At 66.8% G+C, this 14559-nt stretch carries 15 protein-coding genes and 1 pseudogene; 5 read left to right on the top strand and 11 right to left on the bottom strand.

Going from position 1 to position 14559, the window contains the following annotated elements:
- The 9 genes from CG51_RS15065 to CG51_RS15025 all read right to left on the bottom strand — a co-directional run bounded on the left by CG51_RS15065 (position 1) and on the right by CG51_RS15025 (position 8361).
- Complete coding sequence (locus CG51_RS15065) at positions 1–570, bottom strand: hypothetical protein (protein WP_233141335.1); 570 nt, start codon at positions 568–570, stop codon at positions 1–3.
- Entirely contained in the window at positions 567–1589 is a 1023-nt protein-coding gene (locus tag CG51_RS15060; protein WP_035746379.1) for a vWA domain-containing protein, read from the bottom strand. Before CG51_RS15060 ends, CG51_RS15065 begins: the two co-directional genes overlap by 4 nt.
- A gap of 79 nt (positions 1590–1668) precedes the next feature.
- Complete coding sequence (locus CG51_RS15055) at positions 1669–2544, bottom strand: hypothetical protein (protein WP_051930683.1); 876 nt, start codon at positions 2542–2544, stop codon at positions 1669–1671.
- Positions 2541–3446, bottom strand: coding sequence for a DUF58 domain-containing protein (locus tag CG51_RS15050; RefSeq protein WP_035746378.1), 906 nt, complete (start codon positions 3444–3446; stop codon positions 2541–2543). Before CG51_RS15050 ends, CG51_RS15055 begins: the two co-directional genes overlap by 4 nt.
- Positions 3443–4465 (bottom strand): AAA family ATPase, encoded by a 1023-nt coding sequence (locus tag CG51_RS15045; protein ID WP_035746377.1) that lies wholly within the window; start codon positions 4463–4465, stop codon positions 3443–3445. Before CG51_RS15045 ends, CG51_RS15050 begins: the two co-directional genes overlap by 4 nt.
- Positions 4466–4640: 175 nt before the next feature.
- A complete protein-coding gene (locus CG51_RS15040) occupies positions 4641–4925 on the bottom strand; it encodes a methanol dehydrogenase [cytochrome c] subunit (RefSeq protein ID WP_035746376.1) in 285 nt (94 codons plus the stop codon).
- Positions 4926–5001: 76 nt separating this feature from the next.
- Positions 5002–5538 carry a cytochrome c(L), periplasmic gene (gene moxG / locus CG51_RS15035; RefSeq protein WP_035746375.1) on the bottom strand — a complete coding sequence of 179 codons (537 nt, stop codon included), beginning with the start codon at positions 5536–5538 and terminating at the stop codon, positions 5002–5004.
- Positions 5539–5558: 20 nt separating this feature from the next.
- Positions 5559–6392, bottom strand: a complete 834-nt coding sequence (moxJ, locus tag CG51_RS15030; RefSeq protein WP_035746374.1) for a methanol oxidation system protein MoxJ — start codon at positions 6390–6392, stop codon at positions 5559–5561.
- Between the two features lie 58 nt (positions 6393–6450).
- Positions 6451–8361 (bottom strand): methanol/ethanol family PQQ-dependent dehydrogenase, encoded by a 1911-nt coding sequence (locus tag CG51_RS15025; RefSeq protein ID WP_035746373.1) that lies wholly within the window; start codon positions 8359–8361, stop codon positions 6451–6453.
- 278 nt (positions 8362–8639) lie between these two features.
- On the opposite strand from CG51_RS15025, the gene CG51_RS19260 reads away from it, so the two are divergent.
- Genes CG51_RS19260 through CG51_RS15010 form a run of 3 tightly spaced genes read left to right on the top strand, consistent with a single transcriptional unit; the run spans position 8640 to position 11127 of the window.
- The gene (locus CG51_RS19260; RefSeq protein ID WP_051930681.1) at positions 8640–9125 is read left to right on the top strand and encodes a hypothetical protein; all 486 of its coding nucleotides are present in this window, start codon (positions 8640–8642) and stop codon (positions 9123–9125) included.
- Entirely contained in the window at positions 9122–10495 is a 1374-nt protein-coding gene (locus CG51_RS15015; RefSeq protein WP_035746372.1) for a sensor histidine kinase, read from the top strand. The genes CG51_RS19260 and CG51_RS15015 overlap by 4 nt, the downstream gene beginning before the upstream one ends.
- Positions 10492–11127 carry a response regulator transcription factor gene (locus CG51_RS15010; protein WP_035746371.1) on the top strand — a complete coding sequence of 212 codons (636 nt, stop codon included), beginning with the start codon at positions 10492–10494 and terminating at the stop codon, positions 11125–11127. Before CG51_RS15015 ends, CG51_RS15010 begins: the two co-directional genes overlap by 4 nt.
- On the opposite strand, the gene CG51_RS15005 is transcribed toward CG51_RS15010, so the two are convergent.
- Positions 11128–12072 (bottom strand): arginase family protein, encoded by a 945-nt coding sequence (locus tag CG51_RS15005; RefSeq protein WP_084695220.1) that lies wholly within the window; start codon positions 12070–12072, stop codon positions 11128–11130.
- 846 nt (positions 12073–12918) lie between these two features.
- Between CG51_RS15005 and CG51_RS15000 the strand changes: the two genes are divergently transcribed.
- Positions 12919–13680 carry a TSUP family transporter gene (locus CG51_RS15000; protein WP_035746370.1) on the top strand — a complete coding sequence of 254 codons (762 nt, stop codon included), beginning with the start codon at positions 12919–12921 and terminating at the stop codon, positions 13678–13680.
- Here CG51_RS15000 and CG51_RS14995 read toward each other — a convergent pair.
- Complete coding sequence (locus CG51_RS14995; RefSeq protein WP_035746368.1) at positions 13677–14159, bottom strand: flavin reductase family protein; 483 nt, start codon at positions 14157–14159, stop codon at positions 13677–13679. The genes CG51_RS15000 and CG51_RS14995 overlap by 4 nt on opposite strands.
- Before the next feature lie 217 nt (positions 14160–14376).
- On the opposite strand from CG51_RS14995, the pseudogene CG51_RS21175 reads away from it, so the two are divergent.
- A pseudogene (locus CG51_RS21175) lies at positions 14377–14559 on the top strand (hypothetical protein); the annotation flags it as partial.

Raw genomic sequence — 14559 nt, 5'->3', positions numbered from 1 at the left:
TCACGGCAATCCACCCGGAATGCCCGGCAGGTCGGTCCAGAGCGCCTTTGGCGGCACATCGGGCTCCTCCCCGTCCTGCTCCTCGCGCGGCAGATCGCGGACAAGGCGCATGGCAAGGTCGAGATTGACCTTCGCATCGTAGAAGCCGGGATCGGCCCGGAGCGCCGACCGATAGGCGATCTTGGCCAGATTGACCTGTGGGGTGGCATCGTCGAGCTTGCGGATCTCGATGAGCTCGAACGCCTGCCTGAGCCGCGCATTGCCACGGTTGTAGTGCCACGCCGCCTCCGCCCGCAGGTCGCCCGCCGCCGCGATCAACGGGCCGAGCGCCTCCGCCTCCTCCAGCCGGTCGCGTGCGAGAAGCCAGGAGGCCCGCGCCTCGATCAGCCGGAGGGCATCCCCGGGATGAACAGGCACATCGCGGCCTTCGGACAAGGCCGTCAGCGCGGCATTGACCCGCGTCGCCTGCCAACCGCGATAGGCACAGACCGCGGCCCCGGCAAAGGCCAGCATCACCAGAAACGATAGAAGCAGAAACGGCACCCGCCGCAGTCTGGCAGGCCGTCTCATCTCCGCTCCTCTCCCGGTTCCAGAATGTAGGGACCGACGGGCCGTGGCCGCTCTGCTCTTTCCAGCAACCGCGCCAGCGTCAGCAGGGCTGTTGCGGCAAACGCCACCGCCCATGCGAAACGGGTCAGATCGCGCCGCGGCACCGGTTCGCGATAAAGCAGCGGTCGCGCCTCCAGCCGGTCGATTTCGGCAATCGCCCGCGCCACCGCCTCGGGGTTCTCCGCCTCGAAGGCGCGATAGGGAATGCCGAGACGTTCCAGAAACAGGTTCAGGTGGCGTTCGGGCCGCGCCTGTGCGGTGTCCGGTTCTCCGGGTGAGGGCTTGTCGAACAGGCCGCGGCTGTTGGCGGTGCGGAGATAGAGCCAGTAAAGCCGCGCCCCCTGCCGCACCGCCTCCGCCGTCAGCATGTCCTGCACCTCGCGGGGGATGATCCCCGCCCCGTCGGATACCATGATGACGGCGCGGGAGGCATTCTCCGCCGTGTCGTCAAAAAGCGAAAACGCCAGCGCCAGCCCACGCCCGACATCCGTCTTGGAAAGGCCCGGTTCGTCGATGGCGGCAATGGCTGCGGCCACGGCGTCGCGGCTGTCGGTCATGGGCAGGATCAGCATCGGGGCGGTGGAAAAGGCGGCGACCGCGATCCGGTCATGCGGTCGGGAGGCAGCGAATTCGGCCAGAAGCCGCTTGGCCGCTGCCGCCTTTGCCTCGTTCGAGCCATCGGGTCTGCGACCCGCGAAACTGTCGTTCATGCTCATGGACCGGTCGATCAGCAGGACCAGATGCGCTCCTGTGCCGATCCGCGCTTGGGTTCCGCCGCCGGCATAGGGGCCGGCAAGCCCGACCACCAAACCCGCAACAGCAAGCGCGCCGAGCAGCCGGAGCAACGCCTCCAGCCACGCCCCCCCCGGCGGTCCCCCTTCAAGCGCCGGTTGCGCCCGCGCAACCAGCAGCGGCAGCACAAGCGGTACCGCCGCCAGCGGCAGGGCCAACAGCCAGAGCGGAGAGACGAAGCCGATCATGACCCGCGCCCTCCCCGCTCAGCGCGCTGCGAAACGGCGAAGGCGCCCTGCATGGCGCGGCTGAACCGAACCCACCCCATCAGGCCCGGCCCCCCTCTCTCCGCGCGAGGTGCCGCGCCAGCGGCAGCGCTTCCGCCCCCCCGCCCGTGCCGTCGCCGTAGAACATCCGAGCGGAGGCGTCGAAAAATCCCCGCAACTCTGCGCGCAAGTCGTCGAATTCGGGGTGACGGCTCAGAAACCCGTCCAGATCGCTTGCGAGAAGCGGCCCGCCATTCGCGGCATTCAGCCCGCGATGCAGCGCGAGGGCCTGCGTTCGCGCGTCTCGCGCGCGCCGTACCTGCCGCAGTGCACGCGTCAGGGGCCGCTCCGCCCGTTGATGGAAGGGCCACCACCCCTGTTGCCAGGCCATGCCGCTCAGCGCCAGAAGCGCGAACAGGCCGAATCCCGCCGCGCCGCGGAAGAGTGGCAGCGTCGCCAGCGGCCGAACCCCCACGTCCGGCTGCATGGCGGCGATGGCGGACGGGGCAAGGATCGGCCGGATGGGCGAGGTGACAAAGTCCCAGCTCGGGATCTCGGCCTCCTCCACGCGACCGCTTCCGTCGCGGGCCAGAAACCGCAAGCGATAGCCCGGAACCCGCTGCCGCGACGGCTCGAGCGCCGCGTAGAAATTCTGCCATTCCGTCGTGACGCGCCAGGCGGCGTGACCGTTCACCCTCACCTCGTCCACCGTCACATCGACAAGGTCGAGCCAGTAGTCGGCAGCGCGCGGCGCGGGCAGGCTTGCCCGGTCGATCTCGAACCCGTCGGGCGGCAGCAGAAGGGCGCTATGCACCAGCCTGTCGCCCAGCCACCATCCATAGCCCCGCGGCGGCTCCACACTGTAATCGACGGCCGCTCCGGCAATGCCCGGGAGCCCGGAGAGCCACAGCACCCACAGAAGTGCGAACTTCCTCACAGCGCCCTCCGCGCCAGTTCGGCGGCGAGGTCGATGGGCGCGATCCTGTCGCGGATCTCCACCGGATCCCTCCCGTGGCGATGAAAGGCGACCGCGACCTCCTCCCGCTGCAACTCCCGCTGCCGTCGCCATCTGTCCCAGCGCGCAGGCGTCACGACCGACGTGCGGGCCTGTCCCGTCTCGGGGTCGGTGAGGCGCAGCAGGCGGGGGACGCGGCCGGGATGCTGCAACTCCTCCGCCTCCAGCGCGCTGTCTCGCAGCCAGAGCGGCAGCAACGCATGGCTCCCGAAGGCGGCGAGAAGCCGTTCGGCCTCCTCTCCGGTGATCTCGAAATCCGAAATGAGCACGACCAGCGTCCTGTGCAGCGGCGTCAGATGGGCGAGCCTGACAAGACCCTCCACGCCTCGCCCCGAAGGCCGGGCCGCCTCCACCGCGTCCCGCGCCGCTTGCACCCTTCCCCTGTCGCGCCCTGGCGAAAGCACGACCTCCGCCGCATCTCCCTGCGCGATCGCAAGCGCGCAGGCATCGCCTGAAAGCCGCACAGCCCCGGCAAAGGCGCCGGCCAGCAGCCCCGCAAGGCGGTGCCGGTCGGTCGCCCCCGATGCGGCGATGGAGGAAGAGAGATCGACGATCAGGTGCAGCGTCACCGTGCTTGGCATGGCGAAGCGGCGTACCCACGTTTCCCCGAAGGGATCGGCCACCGTCCGCCGGATATCCATGCGGCGCGGGTCGGGGTGGCGGAACAGAGGGGATAGGTCGTTGAACGTGCCCTCCACCCCCGCATGCCGCCCCCGATGCTGGCCGGGCCGCGCACCTGAAACCCGCCGTGAAAGCCGCCAGGCCAGCGCCTCGCAAAGCTCCAGGAAAGCAGGTTCCTCCTCGATGAGCGGGGAAGCGGTCATGCAGCGGCCGGGGCCGGGGCGCGGGCCAGCACACCGGCGACAAGCTCCGGCATGACCTCATCCCGCCGCGCCTCGTACACGGGTTCGAGGAACACGCGGTGCGCCATGACCGGCGCCAGAACGGTGCGCACATCATCGGGCAGCACCATCGCCCGGCCCTGAAGCCAGGCCTCCACCCGCGCGGCCCGGACCAGTGCGGAAGTGCCGCGCGGACTGGCCCCACCGCGCACGATCCGACCCCTCTGAACACCCGTCAGGCTGACCCCTAGCGCCGCAGGGTCACGGAACCCCTCCCACAGCGTCATCACGAAGTCCTGCAGCAGAGGGGAAACCGTGATCGCCTCCTGTATCCGGGGCGCCAGCGCCGTCACCTCACGGAACGGCATGATGCCCTCTTCCACGCCGGCGACCAGACGATCCGCGTCATGGAACCGCGTGTCGAAGGCCAGCGCCATCCGCGCCTCCCGCGTGGTAGGGGCGCTCATGGAGACTTCCATCAGGAAGCGGTCCCGTGCGGCGGCGGGCAGCTCGAACGTCTCGTCCCGCTCGATCTGATTGCGATCGGCGAAGACGGTCAGATGCGGAAAGGCATGCTCCCCGCGAAAGGCGGTCACGCTCCGTTCGGCCATCAGCCGCAGCAGCAGGGAATGCACCTGCGGTCGCGCGCGGTTGATCTCGTTGAAGAAGAATACCGCCAGATCGGCCCCCTGCGACAAGACCGGACCGGCATCGACGCGCGGGCGGCCGTCTTCCCCGATCCATGGGGAATAGAGCAGATCGGCAGGCATCAGATCGATCGCACCCTCCATGCGCGCGAAAGGGCCGCCAAGCGCGCGGGCAAAGGCGCGCAGCAGCGTCGTCTTGCCCACCCCCACGTCACCCTCCAGCAACACATGGCCGCGCGCCAGAATGGAGATCAGGACAAGACGGACCGCCACCGCCTGCCCGATGATCGTTTCGTTCAGCGCGGCCTCCGCGGCCAGTGCGCGCCCCCGCCATTGGTCAAGTCCGTCTGTCATCGCCTCACCTCGGTGCCCGCCCGCCTTCCGGCAGAGACGGGAGCGTCCCGCGGCACGATGGCCACGGGACGCGGGGAGACCGGCAGGCGCTGTCAGCCTGCCTGCCGGTTACGCCCCGGCCGAAGCCGGGAACTCCGGGCCGCGCGCATGCGCCCTGCGCCGGCCCCTCGCGGCGCTACTCCGCGGGGATCTTGGTGACGTCGTAGATGAACTCGCCGGTTTTCTTGAAATGCGCGACCCGCTTGGCATTGCGCTCATCCATGGCCTGAAGCGACTCGCCCTGTTTCGACACCTCCTTGGGATCGTGCAGCGGGTCGAACTCGGTTCCCTCGATCCTTTCTGGATACCCCGGCTTTGGCTCCCAGCAGTTGCCGGGCGCGCGGCAGTTGGTACCGTCGTAGGCGTTGGCCGCACCTGCGGCGATCACGGCAAAAGTGGCGGCTGTGAGAATGGTCTTCATGGGTTCCTCCCCTTGGGATGTCCGGGCCTCCCCGCCCGGCATGTGCCTCCGCGGCCGGCAAGGCCGCGGTGACAGGTCAGTTGCTGGTCTTTTCGTGGGTGAACGGCTTGAAGTTGGCCCGCTGTTCCTCGGTGAACCAGGTCGCTGTATCGACAGGCCCGGTATAGAGGTGCCGGACCCAGGCCATCGTATGCAGCATCTCGTCGAGATTGAGGGCGCCGTACATCGGCCCCATCTGCCCGCGCGCGCCCCCGAAGATCGTGGAGAACAGACCCGTATCCTCGCGGTTGACGTCGTAGGTCCAGTAGTCGTCGTTCAGGCCGGGGCCGATCTTGCCTTCTCCGTAGTGACCATGGCAGCCAGAGCACATGCCAAGATACAGCGTCTCGCCTTCCTTCAGCGCTTCCGGGTTTTCGTTGTAGATGTTGACGCCCGTGTCGAGAAAGGTCTTGACGGCTTCGGTATCGCGCCCCTCCTCCGGTGCATCGCTCAGACTGAGGGGCGTACCTTCAACGGTATTGTAGAAGGTCATGCTCCCTATTGCGGAGGCGGCGGTCCCCAGCGCGGCGAGCGCCGCGGCGAGCCAGAGGGCGTGGGTGAGCGGTTTTGGCATGGGCTATGGCTCCGATGGTATCAGCTGCTGGGCGGAAGAAGGGGGATGCCCTCATCCGTGAGGATGGCCTCGATCTCAGCGCGTTTCTCGACGATGGCCTTGTCCAAGGCATCGCGCAGTTCAGGCTTCGACTTGACGACGCCCATCGACTGGTTGAACTGAAGCGGCACTTCGACACCGTTCGACCGCGTCAGATGGTTGGAGATCACCGTGACTTTCAGCGGCGTGCGAGACGATTTCACGTATCGCGCGATCTCCGGTCCAAAGGCCACACCGACATCCGCATCGCCCTTGGCGACCTCAGAGACGACGCGCGCGGCTTCCACGTTGGTGTACTTGTTCCGCTTGTCCTCGAAATTCGTCAGGCTGGTGACGTAGATGAGGTTGTTCTCATACTTGCCCGCGTATTTCACCAGCACCTCCGCCGGGCCGTGCAGCCGGTAGGCGATGGTGTCGAGCTTCTGGTCGCCCAAGGCTTCCCAGTGGTCGCTCTCCAGCGGTGTGTCCTGACGTGTGACGAACACGTAGCCGGACCGGTAGTAGGGCTGGGTCGTCAGAAGGCGGGGATCGCCGGTATCGACACCCATCATCACGTCGCACTGGCCGGTATCCACTCCGTCCCGGACAAGATAGATCGCCTCCTTGTTGACCCATACGAGTTCAAGTGGCCGCTTGATGGCATCGGCCATGACCTGGGCCAGGCGGTTCTCGAAGCCGCTGCCGTCCTGCTGTGAAAACGGGGCGTCCTTGGTGGAAGCGCAGACGCGAAGCGGCTCACTTGCCGTCTCCGCCGCGCCCATTCCGCCGGTGGCGAGGGCGATGGCAAGACCGGCGATCACGGATCTGGTATTCATGTGACACTCCTTTCGGGATGCCCGCGCCCGGAGAAGCCGGACGCGGAGATGTCGCCTGTCAGAGCTTCTGGCCGGACTGGATGACTTCGTATTCGCCCAGATGCACATCGTCGGAATACGGGCTCTGGCCGTCGAGGGAGAACACCATCACGCCGCCGCCCTGCTGGGTGTACTCCTGCAGCCGCCGGAACGCGCCCACGGAGCCGAGACCGGCCGTCGGGTCGGCAAGGTCGAAGACTAGACCCACACCCGGCCAGCCGCCGACGCCGTAGTAGATGGCGACATACTGGCGACCGTCATGCTGGTAGGTCATCGGATGGCCGATCACGCCAGAAGGCAGCTTGTACTTCCACAGCAGATCGCCCGTGTCGCTGTCCCGCGCTTTGATGAAGCCGTCGAGCGTGCCGTAGAAGGTCACGCCGCCCGCCGTTGCCATCGTCCCGCCCCAGACCGCGAAGCGCTCCATCACCTCCCATTTGAACTCGCCCGTGATCGCGTCGTAGGCCTTCATCTGGCCCAGACCGAGCGCGTTCTCCCGGTCGCCCTTCGGGCCCGGATACATGGACAGCGTCGCGCCGACGAAGAACTGGCCCGCGCGATAGGGAAGCATGAACGGTTCCCAGTCCATGCAGATGTGGTTGATGCCCATGAAGAACAGCCGGCGCTCCGGGTCGTAGCTGTCATGGCCCTGGTTGTGATAGCCCATGGCGGAGGGGCAGATGTCCGTGGCCTTGTGGTCCATCCGCGTGCCGAATTCCGGGTCGCGGACAGGCAGGCCGGTGTCTAGCTGCACCCCGGTCGTCCAGTTCACCGTGTCGTCGATCTTGTCGGCAGAGACGAGATCGCCGTTCGTACGGTCGAGCGTATAGACGATGCCGTTCCGGTCGGGATGGGTGAGAAGCTTGCGCTCCTTGCCGTCCTTATCCTTCTGGTCGGAGAGCATCATCACGTTGACGCCCGCATAGTCCCATTCGTCATGCGGCGTCTTCTGGTAGCCGAACTTGGCCATGCCGTCCTCGGGCTTGCGGCCCCAGATCGTCATGGTCCACTTGTTGTCGCCCGGGCGCATCGTCTCGTTCCACGGGGCCGGGTTGCCGGAGCCGTAGTAGAACAGGTCCACGGTCGGGTCATAGGCATACCAGCCCCAGTTCGTCCCGCCGCCGATCTTCCAGGCGTCGCCCTCCCAGGTCGAAATGCCGAGACCCTTCTGGCCGTAATGCGGGTTGGCGTCGTTGAAGTCCGCCGCGAGCCGCACATCCTCGTCCGGTCCGGTGGAGAAGGCGCGCCATTTTTGCTCGCCGGTCTTCACGTCATAGGCGGTGACATAGCCCCGCACCCCGAGTTCCGCACCCGAGGAGCCGACGAGCACCAGATCCTTGACGACATAGGGCGCGATGGTGAGCGTGGAGCCGACCTTGATGTCGGAGTTCTCCATCGACCAGCGGGTCTCGCCGGTCTTTGCGTCCAGCGCGACAATATGGCCGTCGAGCTGCGTGCGCAGGATCAGAGGCTCGACCTCGCTGTCGCCCGGCCAGTAGGCCAGCCCCCGGTTCACCACGTCGCAACAGGCCACCGCGCGGGCCGTCGGGTTCTGCTTGGGCTTGTTCTGCCACAGGATATGCCCCGGCTCGTTCAGGTCGAGCGCGAAGGTCGTGTTCGGGAAAGGAGCGTGCACATACATCACGTCCCCGACTACGAGCGGCGTTCCCTCGTGCCCGTTCAGCACCCCGGTGGAGAATGACCACGCCGGGCGAAGCCGCTTGACCGTCTCCTTGTTGACCTCAGTCATGGCGGAGTAGTTCTGAGCGTTGTAGTCACGCCCGGTCATCACCCAGTTGGCCGGATCCTTTGCAAGCTCCACGAGCTTGTCGTTGGAGAGCGCTGGCCCGGCCGCAAATCCCACTGCCGCCGTTGCGACGATGAGAGCAAGTCTCGATGGGGCTCCGGCGAGCCCTGTATGGCGTATCATATATAAGCCTCCCTCTGGCGGCGCGCCGGGTCTGTCCTGCCTCGCAGGCCAGCCTCCTTCCCGGCGATTCACCGATACCGGGGCCGCGCTCCCGGCGCCGCTCCGACATGGGCGATTAAGCGCGGGAGCGGGCGTTCTGTCAGCGGCACTTCTTCCCCAAACGACCGGGATAAATATCCCGAATTTCAGCTGCAAACGTCACAGGGGATTGCCACGTCAGCCGCCAGTTGCCAGAATGCCGGACCACATGGATCGGACCGGAGGAGGAGGAAAGATCTATGAAAAACAAATATTTAATTGTTTTTCCCGTTGCCGCGCTTGCCCTGTTTTCCACGGGGACCGCCCTGATCTGGCCCCTGCTTGGGGACCATCGGCAGGACGACAATACTTTAGTATCAGCGACGCTCGGGATGGCCCCGAAGGGCGGCGACTGGCTCGCGATGGAGGATGATCGCGACCCCGGCGGGTGGCTTGCCGCGCGCGCCGAGCCTCCGGGAAATGCCCGTGAATACGCCGGGCTTCTGGCGGAGGCGGCGCGCCACTACGAAGAGTCGCCACGCATGATCGCCAACCGCATCGCACAGATAGATGCCGAGGTGACGGATGCGGATGCGGGACAACTCCTGCGAGACTTCGCCTGGGATCCGGCGCAGACCCGCTCCTTCGGCACCGTGGCGCAGCATTATCTGGTACTCCGCCGGCAGGGGATGGACCATGGCGGGGCGCTGGAGGCCTTGCACGTGGCCTATGCGGAAGGGAAATGAAGCCGCCGCCGATGAAGCCGGTCCCGCTCAGGCGGCTGGGTGTCCTTCTGGCCTTCGCCATGAGCTTCGTGCTCAGCCTCAGCGTTTCCGCGATCCTGATCGTGAATGCCCGCATCGCCACGCGCAACGAAATCGACACCGCCTATGAACTCGCCACAGCTTATCTGGATCAGTTCCGCGGCAGGCTCACCGGCCCGCAGGCGATGGAGGAGGCGCTCAACCTGTCGCGGCAGTTCGACATGCTCCGCCATGTCCATGCCGAAGTCCGCGCCCCCGACGGCAAACTGCTCAGCGCCCCGCAGGGCGCGGAGAGTGATGGGCCGCCCGGCTGGTTCCTTGTGCTGCTTGGGCAGACGGAGCAGGAAACGACCGCCTATGTGACCAACTATCCCAACATCCTCGGCAGGCTCATCCTGCGCAGCGACATGCGGGATGAGGCGGCTGAAGTCTGGCAGGATTTCCGCGCGATCCTCGCCGCCATCCTCGCCATGAGCGGCGTCGCCGTGCTGACCACATTCCTCGTGCTCCATCTCGTGCAGCGTCGCCTCAAGGCCTGCAACAGGACGCTGGACGCGATCCGGCAGGGGGACCTAAACAGCGATCTTCCACCTCAACCGCTGCGGGAGATAGAAACGCTGCGCAGGGGAATACATGCGCTCGGCTCCGATCTGGGGCGGCGACGCGCGGAGAACCGGCTCCTCCAGCAGCGTCTCATGACCCTTTCCGAATCCGAGCGGCGCGACGTTGCGAGCGACCTGCATGACGGTCTTGGCCCGCTGCTCTTCTCCCTCCGCATGTCGGTGGCGACGGCGGAGGATATGCTGGCACGCGCGGCGCAGGCGCCGGATGGGCTGACGGCGGAAATGGCGGCGAAGATGGCAGTGATCCGCCGGAACGTGGAGGGCGTGCAGCTCATCCTGCGCTCTATCATCTACCGGTTGCGCCCGATGGTGGACGCAGGAACCTCGCTCGCGGATGTGCTGAACGACTGTGCCGCCGCATTTTCCGAACTCACCCCGGGCGTCTGCATGCGGCTCGATATGGCGCCGGTCGCGCGCGTACCCATTGGGGAGAGCGAGACGCTGGCGATCCTGCGGTTCGTGCAGGAAAGCGCGCTGAATGCCGTCCGTCATGGCGGAGCGGCGCGGATCGACCTCAACGTGAGCACGGCGCCCGGCGGTCTGCGGGTGGAAATGCGCGACGATGGTCGCGGCCCGGACCCAGACCGCGGCCCGAGCCATGGGCAGGCGGGGATACAGGATCGGGCGGAGGCGCTCGGCGGCACCTACGAACGTCCCGTTCGCGACGGCTGCATGACCCGCACCGCCCTGACCCTGCCCCACCGCGACTGCAAGGAGGCCGCAGCATGACACGCATTCTCGTCGTGGACGATCATCCCGTGGTGGCAGAAGGTTGGAACCGCATCGTTCGTTGCGTGTCCGGCAGCGAGGTCGTGTTCGCCGCCACTCCGCTCGCCGCGCTGCGCGAAAGCCGCAAGGCGATGCCGCAGATGCTGGTGGCCGACATCTCCTTCGGCGAGGATCGCCTGGCCGGAGTGAAATTCATCTCACGCGTCAGGCGGCATGACAGGCGCCTGCCGATTCTGGTCTTCTCCATGCACCGCGGTCCGGTCATTGTACGGCAGGCGTTGCAAGCCGGGGCAAACGGCTTTGTCAACAAGGACGCTGCCCCGGAGGAAATCCAGACCGCCTTCCTGAGCGTGCTGCGGGGTGGACGCTACCTCGCGGCCGACATGGCGCAGCGGCTGGCCTTCCTCGACATGCTGGACCCGGACGCACCGCCGCTCCCCAGCCTCAGCCGGAGAGAGACGGAGATCCTCGCCCTCATCGCCGCAGGCAGGTCCTACCGGGAGATCGCGGAGCAGTCATTCCTGAGCTACAAGACGGTCCTCAACGCGGGTCACGCGCTCAGATCGAAACTGGGCGCGAGCTCGCTCCCGGATCTGGTGGTGAAGGCCGCACAGCATTTCGAGCGGCGCTGATCACCTGCCCTGCCGGGCGACGATGCCCATGACCGTCGCCAGAAGCTGCGCCGCGAGAAGCGCCCCCCGGCCGTCGATATCCCGCTCCGGCATCAGTTCCACAAGGTCGAAGGCGACGATCTCCGCCCGCTCCGCCACCCCCGCGATCAACTCCATCGCCTGCCAGTAGCCAAGCCCCCCTGCCGTGGGCGCGATCACCGCCGGCATGATCGCAGGGTCGAGCCCGTCACAGTCGAAGCAGATGATGACCCGTGCCCCCGCAGGGATCGCCGTCACCGCGCGGGCGATACCATCGCCGCCGCACACCTCCCGCGCGGGCACGAACGTCACGCCCGCCGCAATCGCCTCCGCCATGTCGGCCGCCCGTGCGGAGCCGATACCACGCTGGCCCACCTGAACGATCCCCGCAACATGCGCCATCTCGGACGCCCGCCGCATGGTCGAGGACAGGCCGAACCTTTCCCCCTCCACGCTGTCGCGCCAGTCGATATGCGCGTCGATCTGCAGGATCCAGACCGGCCCCTGACCCTCGAACGCCGCGATCATCGGCAGCGGGACTGAATCGTCGCCGCCGATCAGAAGTGGCACGGCCCCTGCCGTGCGGACCCGCTCCACCGCCGCACGGATGCAGGCGCGATTGGCAGCGGCTTCCTCCCCTATCGGCAGATCGCCGGCGTCCACCGCCAGAACCCCGTCCGGCAGCGTCGGTGCACCAAGGTCGAAGTTCACATGCGGCAGCGTCGTTCCATAGGCCGCCGATGCCTCACGGATCGCGCGGGGCGCCCCCGCGCAATAGGCGCCCACGGAGGCATAGGGCGTGGCTGTGGCCGCTCCCAGAATAACCACTCTCGCCGCTTCCGGCATCTGCTCCAAATCGTCGCAGCGGGGCAGATCGAACAGGGTCTCCCCGCTCGCTTCGCCGAACATACCCGTCAGTTTTGCCATGCAACCCATTCTCCCGATGAGGAATCATCGAAGCCGAGACGCGCGGCCCATGCAAGAGATTTGGCAACGGGGAGACAGGGTCATGCCTCCCCCCACGTCCACTCGCTCACGACCAATCAAACATCGTGCCCCATCGTCGACGGGCGCCCACGGCGACGCACCGGCCCTCCACGCGGCCCGCGCAGGGGTGAGACGCGGCGTTGCCGGCGCTGGCAGAGCTTGCGCAATATTGCCAGAGGATGAGACCGGGACGGATCACTGAAACCAGCGCAATGCCGCGTAGCGCCACGTTCCACGTTCCACGGCCCGCGGATCCCCCGGCTCATCCCTCGTCAGCCGATCAGGCAGGCGGGGATCCGCCCCGCCCTCGCCGCCATAGTCACGCGGAAACAGACCTTCCGGCGCGGAGGGCTGGTGGTTAGGATGGGGGCGGCGATGGCAACCCTCACCGCAGCGGCGGGCGCTGTCCCCGAGTTTGTGCTCAGTATCTCTGCCGCTGGCAGCCCTGGCGCACACCCCTGCCCGCATGCCACAGCTTGGCCTTCACCTGCGGTTCTGGTCGCGCATCACCCGGGTCCGCTCTGCGCGCGAGCCAGCCTTCCCGCAACGCGGGTCACGAGACCGCGCTTCAGGCCGACCCCCTTCAGCCGGAAGGCGGCTGGGCAGCCTCTCGTGCTGTCGAGCTGATACGACATCTTCGCAGGACCACTGTCCGCATGGATGCGCAGATGTGGGAAATCAGTCCTGAATTTTACACGACACCGAATAATTCGCCGCTCAGGGTTTCATCCCGCAGGATATTGTCGCATTCACGAATGTGCGGCATGACGTCGCTGCGAGACTGAGATGCTTACCACCGCCACGCTCGCCTTCTGGCTGATCGCCTGCCTTGCCGCGTGGGTGCAGACGCTGACCGGCTTCGCCCTCGGACTGATCCTGATGGGTGGGGTGGGTCTCCTCGGTCTCATGCCACTGCCGGAGGCGGCCGTGGTCACGTCGATCCTCGTGGTGACGAACGGTGTCATCGTGCTCCGCCGCGGCTGGCGGGAAGTGGACGGGGCGGCCTTGCGCCTGTTCCTCATCGGGACGCTGCCGACGCTCATCATCGGCTATGCGCTGCTCCATTATCTTGCTGGAACGGCACTCTGGCTGCTGCAACTTCTGCTCGGGCTGGTCATCGTCGGGTCGAGCATCCAGCTCGGTTTCCGGCCCAGACCGCAGGAGCACCGCTCCCCGCCCGCCAGCTTCATCGCCTTCGGTGCGGCAGGCGGCATCATGGGCGGGCTGTTCTCCACCGCCGGGCCGCCGATCATCTACCACATCTATCGTCAGCCGATCGCCCAGACGGCGATCCGCTCCACCCTCGTCGCGATATTCGTGCTGAACCAGACCTTCCGGCTCGGTCTGGTGATTGCGACGGACGGGGTGGCGCTGCCGACCCTCGCCGTCGCAGCGGGCGCGATCCCCGCGGTTGCGCTCGGCACCTTTGCCGCGCGGCGCTGGCCGCCACCGCTTACCCCCGCCCGCATGCGGCAGCTTGCCGTGGGCTTGCTGTTCTGCTCGGGCGCAGCGCTGGTCGGCCCCGCGCTGACAAGGCTCGCGGGCTAGCCCTCGAACCTGCCGCGAAAGAAGAGGAGCGGCGCCCCCTCGCCCCGCGCCCGCACCCCCTGCACCCTGCCTATCACGATGGAGACATCGCCCTCTTCCACCACCTGCGACACGCGGCAGTCGAACACGCCGAGCGCCTCACGGAACACGGGTGCGCCTGTGACGAAGGTTTCCCAGCGGCCCTCCTCGAAAAGCTTCTCCCCCTTGCCGCCGAAGGCCTGCGCCAGCGCCGCCTCCCCCACAGGCAGGAAGTTCACCGCGAAGTGTCCCTTTTCCAGTACCCCGCTCAGCGCAGAGGTCTTGCGGTCGATGGAGACCAGCATCACCGGAGGCGCGGCAGAGACATGGGAGGCTGACAGCCCGAGAAAACCGGTCCAGCCCTCTGCGCCATCCGCCGTGACCAGCGTGGCCCCTGTCGCCCGCTCTCCCAGCGTTTTCCAGAACTTGCCGATGTCGATATCGGTCCCCGTGGCTTCCATGACGCGCTTTTCCCCTGACAATGGCGTGAGATTGGCCGAGCCGCGCGGGAACCGCAACCCATGGAGATCGCCCTCCGCAATCCCTGAGCGGGCTGCCGAAAAAGTCCTGAAGTGTCATGCCTATGCGCCGGAAATCGGTAAATCGGCCCGAAAACGCCTATCTGTTTGCTCCCCCGGTTTGATGGTGCGATGCACTCTTCGGAATGGACGGTGCCCTATGGGACAAGTTCGTCACGGCAACGCCACAACCACGCACGCTGTCGGAGCAGCAATAAGGGGGGCCAGCCCGCCATCGGTCCGAGGGCAGGCCCGAATGCTCGCAAGCTTCGCTCGCGCAGCCGAGCCGGGAACTGGGCATCAATCCCGAGACGGTTGCGAAGTGGCGCAAGCGCGCGACGGT

Source organism: Haematobacter missouriensis (assembly GCF_000740775.1).
Lineage (GTDB): Bacteria > Pseudomonadota > Alphaproteobacteria > Rhodobacterales > Rhodobacteraceae > Haematobacter > Haematobacter missouriensis.
The sequence above is the reverse complement of the archived record's forward strand: the minus strand, read 5'-3'. Positions and strand labels throughout refer to the sequence as shown.

What these genes read in the sequence shown, in the direction of transcription:
- moxJ (WP_035746374.1), bottom strand. Translation starts at nt 6,392, where the DNA reads ATGAATACCAGATCCGTGATCGCCGGTCTTGCCATCGCCCTCGCCACC.
- CG51_RS15010 (WP_035746371.1), top strand. Translation starts at nt 10,492, where the DNA reads ATGACACGCATTCTCGTCGTGGACGATCATCCCGTGGTGGCAGAAGGT.
- CG51_RS14995 (WP_035746368.1), bottom strand. Translation starts at nt 14,159, where the DNA reads ATGGAAGCCACGGGGACCGATATCGACATCGGCAAGTTCTGGAAAACG.
- moxG (WP_035746375.1), bottom strand. Translation starts at nt 5,538, where the DNA reads ATGCCAAAACCGCTCACCCACGCCCTCTGGCTCGCCGCGGCGCTCGCC.
- CG51_RS19260 (WP_051930681.1), top strand. Translation starts at nt 8,640, where the DNA reads ATGAAAAACAAATATTTAATTGTTTTTCCCGTTGCCGCGCTTGCCCTG.
- CG51_RS15040 (WP_035746376.1), bottom strand. Translation starts at nt 4,925, where the DNA reads ATGAAGACCATTCTCACAGCCGCCACTTTTGCCGTGATCGCCGCAGGT.
- CG51_RS15005 (WP_084695220.1), bottom strand. Translation starts at nt 12,072, where the DNA reads ATGGCAAAACTGACGGGTATGTTCGGCGAAGCGAGCGGGGAGACCCTG.
- CG51_RS15025 (WP_035746373.1), bottom strand. Translation starts at nt 8,361, where the DNA reads ATGATACGCCATACAGGGCTCGCCGGAGCCCCATCGAGACTTGCTCTC.
- CG51_RS15000 (WP_035746370.1), top strand. Translation starts at nt 12,919, where the DNA reads ATGCTTACCACCGCCACGCTCGCCTTCTGGCTGATCGCCTGCCTTGCC.
- CG51_RS15045 (WP_035746377.1), bottom strand. Translation starts at nt 4,465, where the DNA reads ATGACAGACGGACTTGACCAATGGCGGGGGCGCGCACTGGCCGCGGAG.
- CG51_RS15015 (WP_035746372.1), top strand. Translation starts at nt 9,122, where the DNA reads ATGAAGCCGCCGCCGATGAAGCCGGTCCCGCTCAGGCGGCTGGGTGTC.
- CG51_RS15065 (WP_233141335.1), bottom strand. Translation starts at nt 570, where the DNA reads ATGAGACGGCCTGCCAGACTGCGGCGGGTGCCGTTTCTGCTTCTATCG.
- CG51_RS15060 (WP_035746379.1), bottom strand. Translation starts at nt 1,589, where the DNA reads ATGATCGGCTTCGTCTCTCCGCTCTGGCTGTTGGCCCTGCCGCTGGCG.
- CG51_RS15050 (WP_035746378.1), bottom strand. Translation starts at nt 3,446, where the DNA reads ATGACCGCTTCCCCGCTCATCGAGGAGGAACCTGCTTTCCTGGAGCTT.